The organism is Cytobacillus luteolus (genome assembly GCF_017873715.1).
In the GTDB taxonomy this organism is placed as follows: Bacteria; Bacillota; Bacilli; order Bacillales; family Bacillaceae_L; genus Bacillus_BV; species Bacillus_BV luteola.
Map to the genome: position 1 here is coordinate 64,036 of NZ_JAGGKM010000003.1, position 16,909 is coordinate 80,944.

General features: G+C 36.6%; 17 protein-coding genes and 1 other annotated feature. Of the genes, 10 read left to right on the forward strand and 7 right to left on the reverse strand.

The window, feature by feature from the left end; genetic code table 11:
• Positions 1-50: 50 nt before the first annotated feature.
• Entirely contained in the window at positions 51-1,322 is a 1,272-nt protein-coding gene (locus tag J2Z26_RS08685) for a DNA polymerase IV (protein WP_193539650.1), read from the forward strand.
• Between the two features lie 116 nt (positions 1,323-1,438).
• On the forward strand, positions 1,439-2,851 hold the full coding sequence (gndA, locus tag J2Z26_RS08690; protein ID WP_193539649.1) for an NADP-dependent phosphogluconate dehydrogenase: 1,413 nt from the start codon (positions 1,439-1,441) through the stop codon (positions 2,849-2,851).
• A gap of 30 nt (positions 2,852-2,881) precedes the next feature.
• Here gndA and J2Z26_RS08695 read toward each other — a convergent pair whose 3' ends face one another.
• The 3 genes from J2Z26_RS08695 to J2Z26_RS08705 form a co-directional block, all read right to left on the reverse strand.
• Entirely contained in the window at positions 2,882-3,499 is a 618-nt protein-coding gene (locus J2Z26_RS08695) for a cyclase family protein (RefSeq protein ID WP_193539648.1), read from the reverse strand.
• 14 nt (positions 3,500-3,513) lie between these two features.
• A complete protein-coding gene (gene zwf / locus J2Z26_RS08700) occupies positions 3,514-5,010 on the reverse strand; it encodes a glucose-6-phosphate dehydrogenase (protein WP_193539647.1) in 1,497 nt (498 codons plus the stop codon).
• Between the two features lie 101 nt (positions 5,011-5,111).
• Positions 5,112-5,951, reverse strand: coding sequence for an HAD family hydrolase (locus J2Z26_RS08705; protein ID WP_193539646.1), 840 nt, complete (start codon positions 5,949-5,951; stop codon positions 5,112-5,114).
• 207 nt (positions 5,952-6,158) lie between these two features.
• Here J2Z26_RS08705 and J2Z26_RS08710 point away from each other — a divergent pair, with 207 nt between their 5' ends.
• The 6 genes from J2Z26_RS08710 to nfsA are packed head-to-tail and all read left to right on the forward strand — an operon-like array spanning position 6,159 to position 11,150.
• On the forward strand, positions 6,159-7,367 hold the full coding sequence (locus J2Z26_RS08710) for a DUF58 domain-containing protein (RefSeq protein WP_193539645.1): 1,209 nt from the start codon (positions 6,159-6,161) through the stop codon (positions 7,365-7,367).
• The gene (locus tag J2Z26_RS08715) at positions 7,364-8,608 is read left to right on the forward strand and encodes a hypothetical protein (RefSeq protein WP_193539644.1); all 1,245 of its coding nucleotides are present in this window, start codon (positions 7,364-7,366) and stop codon (positions 8,606-8,608) included. The genes J2Z26_RS08710 and J2Z26_RS08715 overlap by 4 nt, the downstream gene beginning before the upstream one ends.
• Positions 8,609-9,532: a ribonuclease Z gene (rnz, locus tag J2Z26_RS08720; protein ID WP_193539643.1), complete on the forward strand. Its 924-nt coding sequence runs from the start codon at positions 8,609-8,611 to the stop codon at positions 9,530-9,532.
• A 13-nt stretch (positions 9,533-9,545) separates the two neighbouring features.
• Positions 9,546-10,088, forward strand: coding sequence for a histidine phosphatase family protein (locus J2Z26_RS08725; RefSeq protein ID WP_193539642.1), 543 nt, complete (start codon positions 9,546-9,548; stop codon positions 10,086-10,088).
• Between the two features lie 11 nt (positions 10,089-10,099).
• The gene (locus J2Z26_RS08730) at positions 10,100-10,378 is read left to right on the forward strand and encodes a hypothetical protein (protein WP_193539641.1); all 279 of its coding nucleotides are present in this window, start codon (positions 10,100-10,102) and stop codon (positions 10,376-10,378) included.
• A 22-nt stretch (positions 10,379-10,400) separates the two neighbouring features.
• Positions 10,401-11,150 (forward strand): oxygen-insensitive NADPH nitroreductase, encoded by a 750-nt coding sequence (gene nfsA, locus J2Z26_RS08735; protein WP_193539640.1) that lies wholly within the window; start codon positions 10,401-10,403, stop codon positions 11,148-11,150.
• Here the strand turns inward: nfsA and J2Z26_RS08740 are convergent, their stop codons facing one another.
• A complete protein-coding gene (locus J2Z26_RS08740; RefSeq protein WP_193539639.1) occupies positions 11,151-11,531 on the reverse strand; it encodes a hypothetical protein in 381 nt (126 codons plus the stop codon). It abuts the gene before it with no gap.
• Positions 11,532-11,665: 134 nt separating this feature from the next.
• Here J2Z26_RS08740 and J2Z26_RS08745 point away from each other — a divergent pair, with 134 nt between their 5' ends.
• Positions 11,666-11,971, forward strand: a complete 306-nt coding sequence (locus tag J2Z26_RS08745; protein ID WP_193539638.1) for a YciI family protein — start codon at positions 11,666-11,668, stop codon at positions 11,969-11,971.
• Between the two features lie 281 nt (positions 11,972-12,252).
• Here the strand turns inward: J2Z26_RS08745 and namA are convergent, their stop codons facing one another.
• The 3 genes from namA to proI all read right to left on the reverse strand — a co-directional run bounded on the left by namA (position 12,253) and on the right by proI (position 15,438).
• Positions 12,253-13,269, reverse strand: a complete 1,017-nt coding sequence (gene namA, locus J2Z26_RS08750; RefSeq protein WP_193539637.1) for an NADPH dehydrogenase NamA — start codon at positions 13,267-13,269, stop codon at positions 12,253-12,255.
• Positions 13,270-13,347: 78 nt separating this feature from the next.
• Positions 13,348-14,493, reverse strand: a complete 1,146-nt coding sequence (locus tag J2Z26_RS08755; RefSeq protein ID WP_227413852.1) for a glycosyltransferase family 2 protein — start codon at positions 14,491-14,493, stop codon at positions 13,348-13,350.
• A gap of 123 nt (positions 14,494-14,616) precedes the next feature.
• A complete protein-coding gene (gene proI / locus J2Z26_RS08760) occupies positions 14,617-15,438 on the reverse strand; it encodes a pyrroline-5-carboxylate reductase ProI (RefSeq protein WP_193539636.1) in 822 nt (273 codons plus the stop codon).
• A 55-nt stretch (positions 15,439-15,493) separates the two neighbouring features.
• Positions 15,494-15,715 (reverse strand) — a binding site (T-box leader).
• A 211-nt stretch (positions 15,716-15,926) separates the two neighbouring features.
• Between proI and J2Z26_RS08765 the strand changes: the two genes are divergently transcribed.
• Positions 15,927-16,898, forward strand: coding sequence for an MBL fold metallo-hydrolase (locus J2Z26_RS08765; protein ID WP_193539635.1), 972 nt, complete (start codon positions 15,927-15,929; stop codon positions 16,896-16,898).
• Positions 16,899-16,909: the final 11 nt, after the last annotated feature.

A 16,909-nucleotide genomic window follows, 5' to 3' on the forward strand; every position in this document is an offset into this window, starting at 1 on the left:
GACCCTATGATAAAATAATCATAGAATTTCAAAAAGTAGGTTGATACTACATGAAGCAAATGTATCCAAAGAACGGTAGAGTGATACTCCATGTTGATATGAATAGTTTTTACGCTTCGGTTGAGATGGCCTATGATCCAGAACTCCGGGGGAAGCCGCTTGCAATTGCAGGAAACGTTGAAGAACGGCGAGGTATTATTATTACCTGCAGTTACGAAGCAAGAGCTTTTGGGGTAAAAACAACCATGCCTTTATGGGAAGCAAAACGCCTATGTCCACAGTTACTTATAAAAAAGCCGAATTTTGAAAGGTATAGGAAAGCATCGTTAGCAATGTTTGAGGTATTGCGGACCTATACGGATTTGGTGGAACCTGTCTCTGTAGATGAGGGATATCTAGACATCACTGATTGCTATGAACAAGGAAGTCCTATCGACATTGCCAAGGAAATACAAGATACACTTCAGAAAGAATTATTGCTTCCATGTAGTATTGGAATCGCTCCAAATAAGTTTTTAGCCAAAATGGCCTCTGATATGAAGAAACCATTGGGGATAACAATTTTACGCAAACGAGATATAAAAGATAAACTGTGGCCACTACCTGTTTATGAAATGCATGGTGTTGGTAAAAAAACAGCTGAGAAATTAGCAACCATTAATATACATACAATCGAGGATTTGGCTAAAGGGAACGAAATACAATTAAAGCAACTCCTCGGAATAAACGGTGAAAGAATCAAACAGAGAGCTAATGGGATTGATCAACGTCCTGTTGACCCAGATGCAATCTCTGATTTTAAAAGTATTGGAAATTCAACAACGCTTCCTCATGATTCAACAGATCCACATGAAATCATGGAAGTAATTAAAAAGCTATCTGAATCTGTTGGTGCTAGAATTAGAAGAAAAGATATGCTTACAAATAATGTTCAGTTAATGATACGATATCAGGATCGTTCAACGATCACACGAAGTAAAAAGTTAGAAAACCCGATTAACTCCGATGATGCTATCTTTGCGGCTGCGGCTAGGTTGCTAAGACTTCATTGGAATGAAGAACCTGTTCGTCTTCTTGGTGTTACTGCACAAGAGTTAGTTGAAAAAGGAGAAGCTGTTAAGCAACTTGACCTATTTTCCTATGAAACTGATGCGAAACAAGAGCCTTTGCTAAATGTGGTGGAGCATTTGAAGAAGAAGTTTGGGCAGAATATTGTAAGTCACGGGGTTAAAAACAACAAGACTACTTCTTATAGGGATAACGACCATGGAACAAGTTTTGAAAAGGACTTTTTGGCAGATATTAATAAAAAAGATGATTAAATTATGTTATTTTAGTTAAAAGTCTTTAATCTCCTAAAGGAACTTGATAAAATGATTTATTGTATGTTATTTTCAGGTAGGAAAATTAAATAGTTACACGAAGGGACGTTAATTTAATGGCAAAACAACAAATTGGTGTAGTCGGACTAGCTGTAATGGGAAAAAACCTTGCGTTAAATATTGAAAGCAGAGGCTATTCCGTATCTGTTTATAATCGTTCTGCGGACAAAACAGAAGAAATGTTAAAAGAGTCACAAGGGAAAAATGTAGTTGGTACATATAGTGTTGAAGAATTTGTAAATTCTTTAGAAACACCAAGAAAAATTTTGTTAATGGTTAAAGCAGGTAAACCTACAGATGCAACCATTGAACAGCTTAAACCATACTTATCTAAAGGTGATATTCTAATTGATGGTGGTAACACATTATTTGTGGATACACAAAGAAGAAACAAGGAATTAAGCGAAGAAGGCTTCCATTTTATCGGTACTGGTGTTTCAGGGGGAGAAGAAGGAGCGTTAAAAGGACCTTCTATTATGCCTGGTGGTCAAAAAGAAGCGTATGAGCTAGTAGAGCCGATCCTAAAGGCTATCTCTGCTAAAGTAGATGGCGATCCTTGTTGTACATATATAGGCCCGGACGGTGCTGGACATTATGTGAAAATGGTACATAATGGTATTGAGTATGGTGATATGCAATTAATTTGTGAATCTTACTTCCTTATGAAGCATGCGTTAGGGTTGGAAGCACAAGATCTTCATGAAATTTTTGCAGAATGGAATAAAGGTGAACTTGATAGCTATTTAATTGAAATTACAGCAGATATATTCACAAAAATGGACGAAGAAACAGGTAAGCCGTTAGTTGATTTAATCTTGGATACTGCTGGTCAAAAAGGTACTGGAAAATGGACAAGCCAAAACGCGTTAGATCTTGGCGTATCATTACCAATTATCACTGAATCAGTATTTGCACGTTTCATCTCTGCTTTAAAGGAAGAGCGTGTTAATGCAAGTAAAGTATTAAGTGGACCTGAAAAGGCTGCTTATACTGGAGATAAGAAAGAGTTTATTGAAGCAGTTCGTAAAGCATTATACATGAGTAAAATTTGTTCATACGCTCAAGGGTTTGCTCAAATGAGAGCGGCATCTGATGAGTATGATTGGAACTTACAATATGGAGATATTGCAATGATCTTCAGAGGAGGATGTATTATCCGTGCAGCCTTCCTTCAAAAAATTAAAGATGCTTATGATCGTGATGCAAACCTACCGAACTTATTATTAGATGCATACTTTAAAGAAATCGTTGAGAGTTACCAAGGTGCACTACGTGAGGTTATTGGACATGCAATTACTAGAGGTATTCCGGTTCCAGCATTCTCTAGTGCATTAGCATATTATGATAGCTACCGCTCAGAGTCTTTACCTGCAAACCTATTACAAGCTCAACGTGACTATTTTGGGGCTCACACGTATCAAAGAACGGATAAAGAAGGTATCTTCCATACTGAATGGATGTCAAAATAAGAAAAATAAAAACCCCCGGTTGGGGGTTTTTTATTTTAGTCCTTCAAATAGTAAGATCCTTGCAGGAGATGCATCTATTCCTGAAAGCTTTAGTGGGGCAGCTACCATGAAATAGTTACCTTGATTCACTTCTTTTAAGCGCAGACCTTCTATAATGATTACGTTGTTTGTAAATAATGTTTTGTGAGTTGGATGCCCTTCCTGACTTCTTTCAATTCCAAGGGCATCAGTACCTACTCCTCGAATTTTTCGCTCAGTCAAGTAAGTTGCACCATCTTCTGCTAGGAAAATAAAATCAAAGTTAAATTCCTCATCAAAAGAATTTTTTGTTTTGAAAAGAAGAAAATCATCTTCCTCAATAGAGAACTTTTCTAAATCAGTTTTAGTAATTCGATCTGTAACGTCAGTTAAATCAAGAACCTTACATTGCCCAACAAGCTTCTCTATTGGAATTGTCTCAAATGTTTCTCCGTTTGTTATCATGTGAAGTGGTGCATCTACATGAGTTCCACCATGTACATCCAATTCTAGTCTCGTCTCTGTAACATATCCATTCGTAACGGTACTAAATTTAGGCTGCTTTTCAGGTTTATTTTTATAAACAGGCATTCCTTCATAAATAGGTGAAGTTACATCATAAATTTTCATCGAAACAATCCTTTCTATTTTTCTAAATCAGAAACTGGCCACCAAATGAATCCGTCTCTCGCTAATAATTGATCAGCTTCCTTAGGTCCCATTGAACCTGACTCGTAATTTGGAAATTGTGTAGCCATTTGGCTTTCCCACACATTAGAAATCGGATCAACAAAATTCCACGATAATGCTACCTCATCCCAGTGAGTAAAGTTTGTAGCATCGCCCTTCATACAGTCATAAATGAGCTTTTCATAGGCCTCTGGTGTATTAATCCCATCTATACAGTTATTACAAAAATCCAAATTAACAGGTGTTGTTTGCATATGTTGTCCAGCCTTTTTGGCATTTAAATGTAAAGTAATGCCTTCTTCCGGCTGTATGTTGATTACTAATAAATTCGGTGTTTGCTGTTGCTCGCCTTTTCCATAATAAAGATTCATAGGAATATCCTTGAATTGAACTACGATTTTAGTTGATTTTGCAGTCATACGTTTACCAGTACGAATGTAAAATGGCACACCTGCCCAACGGAAGTTGTCAATTAAGAGCTTTCCTGCAACATACGTTTCAGTAATAGAGTTGTCATCTACATTGCTGTCATCACGATATGATTCAACTTCTCCACCATTTTGCATGCCTTTTCCATATTGACCACGAACAAAATAGTCATGAACTTCATCTTCTTTAATTGGTCTTAATGCCCTCAATACCTTAATTTTTTCACTGCGAATTTCTTCAGTTGTTAATTTTATCGGAGGCTCCATGGCAAGTAGTGCGACCATTTGCATCATATGGTTTTGCACCATATCACGAAGAGCACCGGATGTTTCATAATATCTTCCGCGATCCTCAACACCAAGTGTTTCACTAGATGTGACTTGAATATTGGCTATGTATCGGTTGTTCCAAAGTGGTTCAAATATAGCGTTTGCAAATCGGATTACCTCGATATTTTGAACCATTTCTTTTCCGAGGTAATGGTCAATTCGGTAGATTTGTTCCTCTTTAAAGGCTTTTCGTATTTGCTCATTTAATTGTTTAGCTGAAGGTAGGTTGTGTCCAAATGGCTTTTCAATAACTAAACGACTAAATCCGCTTGTTGCTGTTAATCCTTCTTTTTTAAGATTTTCAGCAATTGTTCCGAAAAATTCAGGTGCCATTGCTAAATAGAAGATTCTGTTTCCTTCTGTTTGATATGTATTATCAAGTTTTTCAAGTAAGTCTTTCAATTCTAGATATGACGATGGATTGGTTACATCAAAAGACTGATAGTGAAAATGCTCTGAAAAGGTATCTACTTTATCGGAACTCACCTGTTTGTTCGAAATAGATTCTTTTACACTACTTCGAAACTCTTCTGAGCTTAAATCTCGTCTAGCAACCCCAACTACTGCAAAGTCCTCTGATAAATTCCCTTTTCGATACAGATTGAAAATCGAAGGGAATAGTTTACGCTTCGCTAAATCACCGGTTGCACCGAAAATAACAACAATCGTTTTTGGTTGTTCAATTCTATTCACGTAAAGAACCTCACTTTTAGTATCTTCATTAATATGTACCTACTCAAATACTTAATTTTAGATGTTTTCCTCTATTAAATCAATATCTTCCGAAGATAACCTTACTCAATTATCTTTTTAAAGAAAGGTATAGCTTGAGTCATCGTTTCTACAACAATATCTGCAGACTCATCCGTGCTTATGTGGTGTGGATCAATAAGAATCGTAGAGCATCCTAGCTTTTGTGCTGGTAGAATTTCATTTATCCAGTTGTCCCCAACACTTAAAATTTCGTTATAATTTACATTAAAAGTAAGTGCAATCTCTTCGAAACGGTTTGAAGTGAGTGTTGGTTTTTTACCATTAAATATTTTTTTATGAAAGACTGTTTGTAATTCTAGCTTAGTTAGAATCACTTCACTATCTGGTTCCGGACTGTTCGTTAACAGTACCAATTTAACTCCATGTTCCCTTAGATCCTGAAGCATTTCTTTAAAGTTTGTTATTTTATTCATTTTAAATTCTGGAGTCATCATAAACTCTCTTGTCTCTAAGAATGATCGATGTCCACTCTTACCGCTTAATCCATGATGAAATGCTACGCAGGCAGGTACCCACCAGAGGTCGCCGATACTTAACATTGATTCTAAGTCTATTGTAATTTGTTCAGGATACAGTTGATTTACTTCTTCCTGTGATAAAGCCGTTCCATCCCATTTAAAAGCTTCCTTCACTATTCGATCCTGTTGTACTAACAACAAATCTTTTGCTACGTCATAGACTCTTCCAATTCGTAAGGTATGTTCACCCTGTTCTGCTAGCTTGTATTCTTTCCAGAATATTTCTTGCTTTTGTAGGGGGAGTTTGTCCCTTAATCTTTCTGCGTAAAAGTTAAAATGATGTATATCTTCATATAATGTGCCATCTAGGTCAAATACAATCACTTTTGGTAGCAATTTCATGTTTCTGTGCTCCTTTATTAAAATATCATTATTTTCTAAGTATAAACATATCCATACTATCTTTACTACTTTTCTGATGTCATTAATTGAATTTGAAATTTTCTTAAAAAAGCGATTCACTTCGTTTATAATAAGAATAGTTAATAGGTCTGTCAAAACTGATTTAACATTAGCAATAACGCAGCTAATATATAAAGGAGTTTATAAATGTGGCATAAACAGGTTGTTGAGAATAAACTATTAAATTTCTTATCATTTTTTGCATGGATTATTTTAGGGGCGAGTTTGTATACAGAGTCTATTTTGCTTTTTGTTTTTGCTTGTTTTTTTATCGTGTTTGATTTTGCTAGTAAGTTGTATATGAAGTATGTAGCAAATGAGTTAGTGATGGACCTTGAAAAACAGCGATTAAAGTTGTTTGCAGGGGAAGATGGTTATTTAAAATTACGATTTATCCATTACGGGCATTTGCCCATTATAAATGCTCAAATGCGGATAACAATAGATAATATTGTTAGTACGGAGAATTATCAAACATCTGTCATAAAAAACCAACTTGAAATTAATATACCGATTTCTGTGTCCGGTAGAGAAGAACTAGAATTACATATCCCACTTATCGCTCAGATGAGGGGAGTGGCTCGTATTCGGAAATTGAACTTGATGATTCATCATCCTTTTGGATTTGGCTTTGCACTATTAGAAAACAAAGTTGGGATTAATCATGAAATAATTATCTATCCAAATCTTTTGCCGGTTGTAGGGTTTAATCAGATGGTACCTAAGGAAAGTGGGACCCATTTTAATCGAAGCTCTCTTTTTGTAAATCACTCTTCAACCATTGGTACAAGAGATTATCTTCAGACTGACCCTTTTAATCGACTACATTGGAAGGCGTCTGCTAGAACTTCTAAGCTTCAAACAAAAATACTAGAGCCAACTTCCCAAAATGCATTAACGTTGATTATTAATTTAAAAGAGGATAATGGTGTTATTGGCAATCTAGAAGAAGTGTTAAGTCATGTAGCCTACATTGCTCATGTTGTAACGAAGCAAAATCGAGAGTTTCAGGTTTATATAAATACTAGACCATCGTCGAAGACCCCAATCTACCATCTACCATTGGGGAGTGGGAAAGAGCAGTTAGCAAAAGCACTAGAAATGCTAGCTAGAGTAAATAAACTATCTGTGTTAATTCCTTTTGATCGCACGCTAAGATACATAGAAAAGCATTACAAACTAACTCCTTTTACAATAACTTGTGGACCAATTACTGAGAGTATAGACATTATATACAATCGATTTTCAAGAAAAGGAATTGAAAACTATACTTTAAGTATACAAGATGAGAAGGGCTACATTGTGAAGATGCTTCCTTCCCACACAAAGGAGAAAGAGGGGGAGGTAGTAAAATGAATAAGAAAGATTCATTTTTAAGAATATATCACTATACGCTGGAAACGTATTTATTTTATATTTTCTTATTTATTTTTTATCTGTTTGTAGATACTTTACCACCGACTGGTGCTTTTCTAGTAATGTTAGGCTTAGGTGGGATTCTGGTTTTTTTTATCTTTTTAAAGTCCAAAAAACAGTCAAAACTAACCTTTCTACTCGCAGCCGCGATTATTATTTTACTAGGATATGTCCTTCAAATTCCCTATGGACCGCTATTATTTATGGCTGGTTTTATGCTATGGCGCATTCCGACTCTCGTAAATGAAGCGGATCGTCAGAATGAGGCGAAGGTCTTAGGTGTAGTATTCTGTTTAGGTGTTTCATACTTTATTACGGCGTCGATTACTGAATACCCATATAAAAATCTAATCCTTATCTTAGTAGCTATTCATTTTATATTATTAATTGTAGGCCGTTTTATGAAGACATTACTAGTTTCTTCATTTGCAAATGGAGATGTGAGAAAAAAACAAACAACTTGGTTAGTTAAAATGCTAGGTATAGCATTAGGCGGTATAGCCGTGCTTACAATTGCTTTACCAGGGATTAAATGGTCTTTCTTTTTTCTTTTAAAATCAATTTTTATCGTATTGAGTATCCCGTTCATGCCTCTACTCTATTGGCTATTAAGTCTTGACTTTTTACAAGATGCTTATAATAAAGTTAATCAGACTCCTGCGGGGGAAGAAGATCCTGTTCTACAGGAACTAATGGAGGACCTCGGAAACCGAGAACCACTCGATTTGTCAACACTGTGGGCATTCTTAACAGTGACTATTGCAGCCATTGCATTTTATCTGATCTGGAAGAAATACAGAAATCTTGTAAAACGCGAAAACCCTGGAGATGAATCATTAATCATTAGGACAACGGTAACTGATTTGATGAAGCCTGGACAATCTAATTTTAAAAGAAAGCAGAAGCCACCTAAGGATCTGGTTAGAAAACTTTTTTATGAACTAGAAAAAGTAGGAGCAAAGAAAAAAAGGGGTAGGAAACCATCTGAGACTGCTGAACAATGGTTTAATCGCGTGAATTTTAATGAATATGAGGATGTATTAAAAGACTATCAAAAAGTACGCTATGCTGAAGTCGCCTTGAGTAAGGAAGAAGAGGAAAGATATGCTCAGCTCATAACAGATCTAAAGCATAAGATGATTGAAGTGGACAAAGTTAATATGCGGCAGGAGGATGTATAAGTGGAAATCGTGTTTTTAGGAACAGGTGCTGGGGTTCCTGCAAAAGAGCGGAATGTAACGTCTATTGCTGTACAATTGGTAGAAGAACGAGGGGCCACTTGGTTGTTTGATTGTGGTGAAGCGACGCAACACCAAATATTACACACATCCATTCGACCAAGAAGAATCGAGAAAATATTCATCACTCATTTACATGGAGATCATATTTTTGGTTTGCCCGGTTTGTTAGGAAGCCGGTCATTTCAAGGAGGAGACTCTCTGTTAACCATATATGGTCCAAAAGGAATTAAGGAGTTTATCGATGTCTCTTTGCGGGTCAGTTCTACACATCTAAGATATCCTATCGAGGTTGTTGAGATTGAAGAAGGTCTAATCTTCGAGGATGAACAATTTAGTGTACGCGCTGCAAAATTGGAGCATGGTATAACTTCATACGGCTATCGTATTGTTGAAAAAGATCTCCCTGGAACTTTACTAGTTGATAAGTTGAAGGTCGAAAATGTGTCTCCAGGCCCAATTTTTCAAAGACTCAAGGCAGGAGAAACTGTTGAGCTTGAAGATGGAAGAAAATTAGATGGTAAAGAATTTGTAGGACCTCCACAAAAAGGAAGAATTATTACGATTTTAGGTGATACGAGAGAATGTCAGAATAGCATTACCTTATCTGAAGACGCAGATCTATTAGTTCATGAAGCAACTTTTAGTGGAGAGGAAATAGAGTTAGCACATGATTATTTCCATTCAACAACAAAGCAAGCAGCTACAATCGCATCAAAGGCAAGGGTTAAGAGCCTTATCTTGACACACATTAGCTCAAGATATCAAAGAGAATCCAGTAGTCAGCTATTAAGTGAAGCAAAGGCTATTTTTGAAAATTCATATCTTGCCCAAGATTTTATGAGGTATAGTTTGCCTAGAGTGTAACGGGGGAGTAAAGATGGAAAAAACACTATATTTTATTAGACATTGTTCTGCAGAAGGACAGCCATTTGAAGCAGAGTTAACTGAAGAAGGAAAAGAGCAGGCACAGCAATTAGTACGTTTTTTTGCAGATATTCCAATTGATCTTATTATTTCAAGTCCTTATGTTCGTGCAGTGCAAACCATTGAGCCGTTTGCCTCTTCAAGACATCTTAAGATTGAAACAGATGAAAGACTAGGAGAGCGTGTTTTATCTTCAGGTGTTTTAGAGGATTGGCTTGAGAAATTGAGACTCAGTTTTGAGAATCTAGATTTATTTTTTGAAGGTGGAGAATCCTCAAGCCAGGCGATAAACAGATCAAAAGAAGTAATTGATGAATTACTAATGAATGACAAACAAGATATTATTGTTGTTAGTCACGGGAACTTGACGACATTAATGCTAAAAACATTTGATAACCAGTTTGGGTTTGAAGAATGGAGGTCAATGAGTAATCCAGATGTTTATAAGATAGTGATTCAGGGTAAAGATACTACAGTAAAACGCATTTGGAGCTAAGGAGCGGTATCTTGGAAATTATAGCAACACAACCATACATAAAGGTAACTAGGGAAATTGAGTTTAATCAACAATGCTTTAGGGAGGAAGAGCAGAAGCTTGTATTATATGAAAATGTAGTAGTAAGTAGTTCACATACTTTTACTCTTCCAGAAGTATTTGATGTCTCATATAAGAAGCTTTCTGAGAATGATGGCTTTTTATATCTTCATACGAATCAAGGATTATTTTCTTTTTATACAAAAAAAGATCCTTCTTCTTTTATCGCAGAGTATAAGAAATTAAAATAATAGAAACTTAGGGGATGATCTCATGAACGATGTTCTACATACAATTCTAAACCATCGGTCGATTCGCAAATTTGAAGACTGCCCTCTTTCGGATGAACAAATCAAACAAATAGTTGAGTGTGCACAGGCAGCTTCAACATCTAGCTTCATTCAAGCCTATTCAATTATTGGTGTGAAAAATAGTGAAAAGAAACAGAAACTAGCTGAGCTTTCTGGAAACCAATCTTATGTTGCAGAAAGCGGTCATTTCTTTGTATTTTGTGCAGATCTGCATCGTCATGAGGTTATTGCTAAGATGGAGAATAAAGATTTAACTAAATCCTTGGAGAGTACAGAAAAATTTATGGTTGCGTTAATCGACGCTGCGCTAGCATCTCAAAATGCAGTGTTGGCTGCTGAATCCATGGGACTTGGAGCTTGTTATATCGGTGGTCTTAGAAATAATCTTGAAGAAGTAAGTTCTCTACTAAACACTCCAAACTACGTTATTCCACTGTTTGGAATAGCCGTTGGATACCCAGCCCAACAACCTGACCAAAAGCCAAGACTACCATTTGATCATGTATATCATGAAGACACGTATCAACAGGATTCAAATATATACCTACAACAATTAGAAGAATATAATGAGTTGATTTCAGCTTATTATACGGAAAGAACAAACGGTAAACGCTCAGACACATGGACTGGTCAAATGTCTAAAATGTTAAGTAACCCATCTCGTTTGTATATGAAAGACTTTGTAAATAGCAAAGGATTATTAAAAGATTAGTTAAGAATTATTATATACAGCATCATATGAATTTTCACCAGCATGAACAGATAAAAGTGTATCAGCATAACCTACGAGACGATTAACAGTTTCTTCAGAAATTGCATAAACGAGTTGATGCAAATCAGGGTTATGAAGCTCTAAGGCATCATAAATAATCGTAGTATTTATATGAATTTCTTTATTCCCATATAGGTTATAATGTACAATCGCTTTTCCAGCAGCACCACCGGTCCTAGGGTCGGTATAGGAAGGAAGAAAGATGTACCATTCTTCTGCAGAAGCTGAACGGAAGTTTTTTGTAAAAGACATGCCATTGATTTCGGTTTGAATTCTTTTGCTTTTCTCTTCACTCATAGCATTGACTAGATTTTCAGTCATAAAAAACCAACTCCAATCCCAATTTGATGTTAGTTTCCCAAGAAATATATTCAAATATGCCGTTGGAATTGGTAGGAAATCACTGACTGAAGATCGAAATTAATATGAATCAGTAGATAAAGGGTGAAGAGAGCATGGAGAAAATGCAGTTTTTGTATCAACTAAAATTAATACCTCATTTATTAGACGAAGCAAATTGGACAGACAAAGAAAATGAGATAGTAAGTCGGCATTTCGCTACATTACAAACACATCAAAAAGAAGGAAAGTTAATCTTAGCAGGTAGAACATTAACAATGGATTCAGATGGTTTTGGTATTGTCATTCTTGAAGTAAACTCAGAGGATGAAGCGAAGCAATTAATGGACAATGACCCTGCTGTAAAAGAAGGCATTATGACAGCAAAACTCTTTCCATATAGAGTAGCTTTGCAAAGATAGTTACAATAATAAAAAGCTTCAGAGGCGTGAATTCTCTGAAGCTTTTTTATATATCTAGTTTATTTTTGACTTTGAATCTTGCCCGTTCCTTTTCGCTGCAGGCACTTGCTTTCCGCGGGGAGGGATGCGAGCCTCCTCGGCTTTGCCTGTGGGGTCTCGCACTTCCCTCTACTTCCCGCAGGAGTCAAGTGCCTTCCGCTCCAATCCACTACTCATTTCTATCAAGGGTAGCTACAAGGCAAAGAGCTCATAATACAAGTCTAGCTGAGTTGTTAAAAATATTACCATCCTCTATCATATTGCTTCGGACTTTCAATTTCTACTCCAAGTTGTTTTGCGGCTGTTCTTGGCCAATATGGGTCACGTAGTAGTTCTCTAGCGACGAATATCAAGTCGGCTCGATTGTTACGCAAAATTTCTTCCGCTTGATTCCCTGTTGTAATTAAGCCTACAGCACCAGTAGGAATATCAGCGCCATGTTTGATTGTTTCAGCAAACCCTACTTGATACCCAGGGAAAACAGGAATGGCTGCTGGAACGACTGCACCTGAACTAACATCAATTAAATCAACACCTTGTGCCTTCATCCGCTTCGAATATTCCACATAATCTTCAGGTGTTAATCCATTTGGATCATAATCGTTTGCAGAAACACGTACAAATAATGGACCATCCCAAACCTCTTTTACAGCCTCAATTACTTCGCTTAAAAAGCGGTATCTATTATCAAAACTTCCACCGTATTCATCTTCACGTTTATTGGTTAACGGTGAAAGAAACTCGTTAATTAAATATCCATGTGCTCCATGAAGTTCGATAATATCAAATCCTGCTTCCTTCGCTCGTCTTGCACCCTCACGGAAAGCAACAACTGTTTCCTTCACTTCTTCTGTTGTCATCTCTTTTGGTGTTTTCATTCTTTCGTTGAAGGCAATAGCTGAAGGAGCCACGATTTCTCCATCTACAGTTGCTTTACGGCCAGCATGGGCAATTTGAATTGAAGTTTTTGAACCATTTTCTTTTATCATATCTACTAATTTTTTTAGGCCTGACACATGGTCATCACTCCATATACCAAGGTCTTGAGGAGATATTCTACCTTGTGGAGTGACCGCTGTTGCTTCAACCATAATTAATCCTACTTGGCCAACAGCACGACTTACATAGTGAGTTAAATGCCAATTTTCTACTTTACCATCTTCATTATGTGAGGAATACATGCACATTGGGGACATTACAATTCGATTTTTCAATGTGACATTTTTTATTGTATAAGGTGAAAATAATGCAGTTTCCATTTTTAAAACCTCCTATGTACTATTTCGTTTATCTAAATAAGTATATCATTCGAACGTTTCATTCGTCATAAGTTATGCTTATTGACGTTTACGTAATTCCTTCAGGCTGTATTTTGTTCCTCTCCAAACAATGCCTCCGCGCTTAAAGGTTAAAAAGCTAGCTCTTAAAATAGAGTAAATAAATAGCAAGGCTGTTAAAGGAAATACAATAAAGTGAATGAGTGAAAAAGACGTCATTCTCCTTGTTACAAGACGATACAAAAGGAATATAAGTAAGATAGTAGTTATGCTCAAAAAAAGTTGTAATGCATTGGTTGTGAACAAAGTTAAGAAAGGTAATACATGAGAAAGAAAGGTACCGATTACTGCGACAAAAATCATAGATACTCGGTAATGTAGACCTGCAAATGTGTTTTTCTCAAGACCAATAAGTGCATCCTTTAAAGTTTCATACCATGTAACCTTTACATAGGAGATACCAGTTACTACACGTTGCCTTAAACCATTTGCCTTAATCTGATAACCTAACTGCAAGTCATCATCAGGTCTCATGGCAATCTCTTTGTGTGTGCCGATTTTTTCATAAGCTTCTCTCGATATAAGGTTAAAGGCACCTATGCCCATTCCTATTTTTGAATGGTCTACATTTGCACGCCACGGACGCTTAAAAAAAGAAAAACCAAATAAGAAGAAGGCGATAAATGCCTGGAGCCAAAATCCTTTTGCAAAAAGATTAGGTGAAATTGTTAGATGATCCACGTTTTGTTTCTGGATGAAATAAAGAGCTTTGCTTAGGGTTTCAGGGTGAAAAATAACATCTGCATCTGTAAATAATAAGTATTTTCCTTTTGATTGTTGATACCCTTGATACAATGCATGATTTTTCCCTAGCCATCCTTGTGGGAGTTTTTTGATATGAATAACCTTTAATTGCAGATTTTCCTTTGTTAGATTGTCTAATAGTTGGCCTGTGTTATCTGACGAACGATCGTTTACGGCAATCCATTCAATAGCTGAGTATTTCTGCCTGAATAAAGACTGAAGACTTTCTACTATTGCTGCCTCTTCGTCACGGGCAGCGACAATAACTGATACAAGTGGACCAAAGTGGGTATCTATATCAATATTTTCTAAACGTGCTATTGTGCGATAACCAATGACAGCCTCAAGTAGCAGTGCAGCCCAAAACAACACATTTAATATCAATAACGTCGTAATGATCATGTTGAACCTTCCTTTATTTCTTCATTCCTTATATAGTACCCTAAAAGTATTAAGTGGTATTAATGATGTGGACTATTCATTCATTTAGAAAAAGGTAGTTAAATTGTAACTACCTTTCTTAGATTATAGAGATGAACCCAGCTCTGTCGACCTTGCCGTTGCACGCTTAATGCATGAAACCATCGCATCCTGATAGTTAAATTCCTCAAGAACTTTTATTCCTGCTTCGGTTGTTCCACCTGGGCTGGTAACTTCTTTTCGTAAAGTAGAAGGCTGTTTAGTAGAGGACTTCAGCATTTCTGCTGCTCCGATAATAGTCTGTAAGATCAAGTCTTTTGCAACCTCTTGTTCTAAACCAACCTCAGAGGCTGCTCTTTCCATTGCTTCGACAAGATAGTAGACATAGGCAGGACCACTCCCAGATAATCCTGTAACTGCATGTAAATCTTGTTCTTCAACAGTCGTAACAATACCAACTGTTTCAAAAAGTGTTTTCGCAATTTCTAGATGCTCACTCTTAGCAAATTCTCCTTTAGAAAGAGCGGTTGCGGACTTGCCTATGGTTGCAGATGTATTTGGCATGGCACGAATGACAGCTACATTTTTGCCAATAAGCGATGTTATCTTACTTGTTGATATCCCTGCTAGTACTGAAATAACTAAGTGATTATCATGTATATATGGTGCTATTTTTTTAACTCCATCTGTAATGTCTTTAGGTTTCATCGCTAGAATAATGATTGTAGCTTGTTCAATTACCCCCTTTAAATCATAGGTAGTATTTACGTTGTAACGTTTATTTAAATTCATAAGTCTTTCTTGATCGGAGCGATTTGTAATAGTGATTTGACTCGGTACAAATAGTCCCTCCTGTAACATTCCAGACATGAGTGCTTCAGCCATTGAACCAGCACCGACAAACGAAATTCGTTGTTTGTATTCCACTTTACATCCCTCCATAGTTTAAATTGAAAAATAAAAAAGACCTGATCCATCCTAATAAAAGGACGGAACAGATCTTATTTTCCGCGGTACCACCTTAGTTGGTATTCGATTAAATCAAAATACCCTCTTTATACACCCGTATCGTGGGGGACGGTTAGGTTTGCCTAACAGCTCCTAGGTAGGTTCAACTAAGTAGTGGGCCATGAAATCTTTCAGCCGGTGGATTTCACTCTCTTCTTGCCATACGTAATTTACTAATCCTATTCTTCGCGCAATCAATATAATTTGTAAGTCATTATGCAACGGGACAACCCTCTATGTCAAGTGCAACTTTTAATAGGAAAAATAGTTTGTGGGATAAGTTATTTGAATATAATGACAAAACAAGTAATAAACGGTAAACTAATATTTAGTTATTAATATAAAAAGGATTATAATGTTTCTTACTAGATCGCTTTTTATACAAATATAATTTGAGGGAGATATATATGGGCCAACAACTTGATACAAAAGAAGTCATTAAATTTACGGTTCCTACTCCATTTCCAGTTGGTGACGTAAACCTTTATTTGATTAAAGGAGATGTGCTTACTCTTGTTGATGCTGGTGTGAAGACAGAGGACGCTTGGAATAGCTTTCAGGAACAACTAGGGGCTATTGGACTTAAGACAACAGATATCGAACAAGTCGTACTGACTCACCATCATCCAGACCATGTTGGAATGCTGGACTTTTTTCCAGAGGCTCTTCCAGTAATCGGTCATCCTTTTAATAATCCTTGGATTAGTAAGGACCCTGAGTTTTTCGAAAGACATACAGCATTTTTTACTGATTTATTTACAAAGTCTGGTATTGATCCAGCTTTCTTGAATCTATTAAGAAAAGTCGAAAGTCCGCTTCGTTTCTCGAGTCATCGTTCGCTTACAAGTACCGTTACTGAGGGAGATAGAATAGCAGGTTTACCAGAGTGGCGTGTTATTGAAACGCCAGGTCATGCCGGGAGTCATATTGTACTATACCGTGAGAGAGATGGTTTGGTTATTGGTGGAGATGCTATTCTAGCGCATATTTCACCTAATCCATTATTAGAGCCACCACAAAACAATGAGCTTGAAAGGACAAAGCCGCAGGTACAGTATAATCAAACCCTAAAGAAACTTTTAGATTATGATATTTCACGTGTTCATACAGGGCATGGCGAAGATATTACTGAGCTCCATTCGTTAATTCATAAGAGACTACGAAGACAAGAGGAACGAGCATTTAGTGTTCTTGAAATGCTGCGGGAAAAACCAATGACCGCCTTTGAAACCTGTCAGCAGTTATTTCCAACGGTTTATCAAAAAGAACTGATGCTTACGATGTCTGAAACGATTGGCCAACTTGACTTCCTTGAAGAATTAGGTGAAATTAAAGTAGATAAGACAAAAGAGTATTTCGTATATCATGCAAAGTCTTAATTTCTTTGAGG